Raw genomic sequence first — 2,995 nt, forward strand, 5'->3', positions numbered from 1 at the left:
CACCGAAAATGCCTACCCAACAACACCATTCAGCGCCAGAACGGCTCAATCATCAATTCGATGCAAAATCGAGGCTAATCGGAGTGGACCTTGGACAACCCGTCAGGTCAGCGCGGCTAGTCGTCCAGGCCTTCAGCGCGCCGCAGCTCGTCGATGCGGTCCACAACCTTTGCCTGTGCCTCCGGGGACAATCCCTGAGACCGTGTCACGATGCGCCGCACGCCGTCCTCCCGGACGGCGGCCAGAAACTGCAGTTCCTGATCGAGCTTTTCGTAGTACTCGTCGTCGGTGAAGTACGCCGGCTTGATCCGGAAAAAATTCGCCAATGCGGCCATGGTCGCGGCCGAGGGGTTGGTGCGGTTGCCCGAACGTAGCTGCGACAGGTACGGAGCCGACATCGTGATGCCCTCTGCCTTGAGCGCCGCGATCACCTCCGCGGAGGTGTGTTGTCCACGACCGGGCGGATACACCGTATCGAACAGGCGGTTCAGGCGGGCGGCGAAAGTCGTGCTCATCGATATGACCTCCAGCGGGCTGGCAGGGCGAATGTTATCAATACGTTATTTGCTGACCATGGTAGCGACAGTTATGTCAACAACCAAGTGCAAACCTGGGCCTCTTGGTCGGCGGCAGGCAGACAGCCCAACCGAGACGCCCCCGCCGAGCCTGTAGTCAAAACGGTACGGTGTCCATAAAAAGAAAGAAGTTCACAGGTTATCCGCAGAATCCTTCGGGAATAAAGGCGCGACAAGACGCCGGCTCGACGGCTGACGAAACCAACCGGCCGGCGGGCTCGAACGGATCCGCGGACCTCCGGGCAACTTGCACCCGTTGCTATCCCACCATTTGCTGCCTATGAACACCGATAGACGGCCTGTGGCGCGAGACGATATTGAAAAAGGCTACGAACCCCCTGTGTCCATGACGTTAACAGTCGGCCCGAATGCCATGTTGACGCGGGTACAACAGTTGGTTCAGTCAGGCATCGCGCGGTGAGCCGGCGCCGATTGCGGCGGTCTCGCGACGCCGCCGCAGAGTTTGCGCCAATCGCTTGGAGACGACGCCTGCCAACGCGGCGAATGCCACCGCGGCCGTCACTGCGACGGCCACCGACCGCCAGCCCAGGGCGTTGTCGAACAGCATCCACAAGCCGAACAACAGGAACAGCAGGCTGGCCAGTCCGTGCAGGAACCGCTCGGGGAGCCGCTGGTGGAGCATCAGCCCTGCGACGATTGCCAGACCGTCGGCCAGAATCATGCCCAGCGTGGTGCCGATCCAGACCCCGACCCAGTTGTGGTCGCTGGCCAGGGTGATCGTGGCCAGGGTGGTCTTGTCGCCCAGTTCCGCCAGCACGAACGAGGAAATCACCGTGAGCAATGCGAATCGGGGTTCCCGCGGAGCCGCCACTTCGTCCTCGTCCTGCGCGGCAGCGCCTTCCCGCCAGGTCCATACTGCGAAAATCAGGAAGGCGGCCGCAGACGCAAACGCCATTGGGCGAGTCGGCAGCGTGGCGCCGAGGTAGTGGCCGATGGCCACCGAGACGCCGTGCGCCAGAGCCGATGCGATGGCCACACCGGAGAGCACCACCCACCAGCGGTAGCGCAACGCGTAGGTCACCGTGAGCAGCTGGGACCGGTCGCCGAGTTCCGCGACAAACACCACCGAGAGACTCAGCAGGATGGCTGCGAACATTCGGACGACCTTTCGACACGCGGCGGCGACCGTTGGGTCGTCGCACATCGGTCGAAGGTCTCACCCACCGTCTCGGATCGAAACGGTTCGCCGGCCGGGCTATTCGCCAGTATGTCGACGCGACGATTGGGGGCTACTCCCCTTCGCTTACGGTTTCTAGGCTAGCGGCCGGATTTGGCGCACGCCAGCTAACTGACGAAGTTCGGGTACCCGTATTCCTCAATTCGGGTGCCGAACTAATCGGTTCGAATTCCCTTATGCGGCAAGCAGCATCGCCAGAATCGCGGTGTCGGGATGGCTGATCGGGTCGACGCCGACGCGGCTCACCATCGACGTGATGGTGCCGTCGGCTTCAGCCTCCACCCACGCTGCCCGGTGTTCCAATCCCAGGTAGGGCAATCCGGGCAACAGGACGCACCCCGACGCCGCCCCGGTGCACTCCGGCAACGACGGCGTGGTTTCCGACGGGGGGTGCAGCATTAGCAGTGCCGGCGGCTGATGATCCGCGAAATAGCCTGGCTGGATGGCGGATTCGCCGAAGACGGTGCCCTCGGCCAACACCAGGCCGACGGTGCCCGGCGCGGGCTCGTCGGGCAGTTCTTCGCGGGCGCCGAATACCGTTGTGGTGGAAAGCAATCCGGGCAAGGACGCCACCCGGACCGCGACCATCAGCAACTGGGCCCATTCCTTGGTCGAATCCGGCCATCGCCCTGAGATCACAAAACCTTTGAGGGTCCCGCGAGAATGGAACGGAGACACCCCTATTGAACGATCAGACCCGGCATCCATCTAGCCCTCCGTCACGCCTCCATTCGAAGTAACTGCGTTGGTAGCTAATAAAAATCGTAGCTCCAAGAATTCCAGCATGCGGTCGGATTTACGCTCATGCAACTCGACACGGCATTGACTGATCGACTTCACAAAGTCGCAATATTTGAGCGCGGTAGACGCAACTTTTAGTAGCTTTCCGGGGTGGCCGCAGGGCCCAACAAGGAGCCCGAACAAGGAGGGCGGCCCCCCGGGGTTTACCCCCCGCCCCCCGGGGTTGGCCGGTATAGGGGGGGGGGGGAAAAAAAAAAACAAAACAAAGGTGGTTGACGGGGGCCCCCCCCACAGGCAGGGGGGGGGGGGGGGGGGGGGGGGGGGGGGGGGGGGGGGGCGCCCCGGCGGGGGGGGGGGGGGGGGGGGGGGGGGGGGCGGGGCGCCGCGGGGGGGGGGGGGGGGGGGGGGCGCGGCCGCCCAGGTTCTCCCGCCGCCGGCCGGGGGCGCATATACCACTAACCCGCGGTTTGCGATCGACAGG

3 protein-coding genes are annotated in these 2,995 nt (G+C 63.9%); all 3 read right to left on the reverse strand.

Features of this window, described 5'->3' with window-relative positions; genetic code table 11:
• Nucleotides 1–116: 116 nt before the first annotated feature.
• Nucleotides 117–515 carry a helix-turn-helix domain-containing protein gene (locus BST27_RS29970; RefSeq protein ID WP_069422324.1) on the reverse strand — a complete coding sequence of 133 codons (399 nt, stop codon included), beginning with the start codon at nt 513–515 and terminating at the stop codon, nt 117–119.
• Nucleotides 516–978: 463 nt separating this feature from the next.
• Nucleotides 979–1,692, reverse strand: a complete 714-nt coding sequence (locus tag BST27_RS29975) for a TMEM165/GDT1 family protein (protein ID WP_069422328.1) — start codon at nt 1,690–1,692, stop codon at nt 979–981.
• 255 nt (nt 1,693–1,947) lie between these two features.
• Entirely contained in the window at nt 1,948–2,481 is a 534-nt protein-coding gene (locus tag BST27_RS29980; protein ID WP_069422323.1) for a peptidase, read from the reverse strand.
• Nucleotides 2,482–2,995 lie beyond the last annotated feature (514 nt).

This window comes from Mycobacterium intermedium, assembly GCF_002086275.1.
Classification (GTDB): domain Bacteria; phylum Actinomycetota; class Actinomycetes; order Mycobacteriales; family Mycobacteriaceae; genus Mycobacterium; species Mycobacterium intermedium.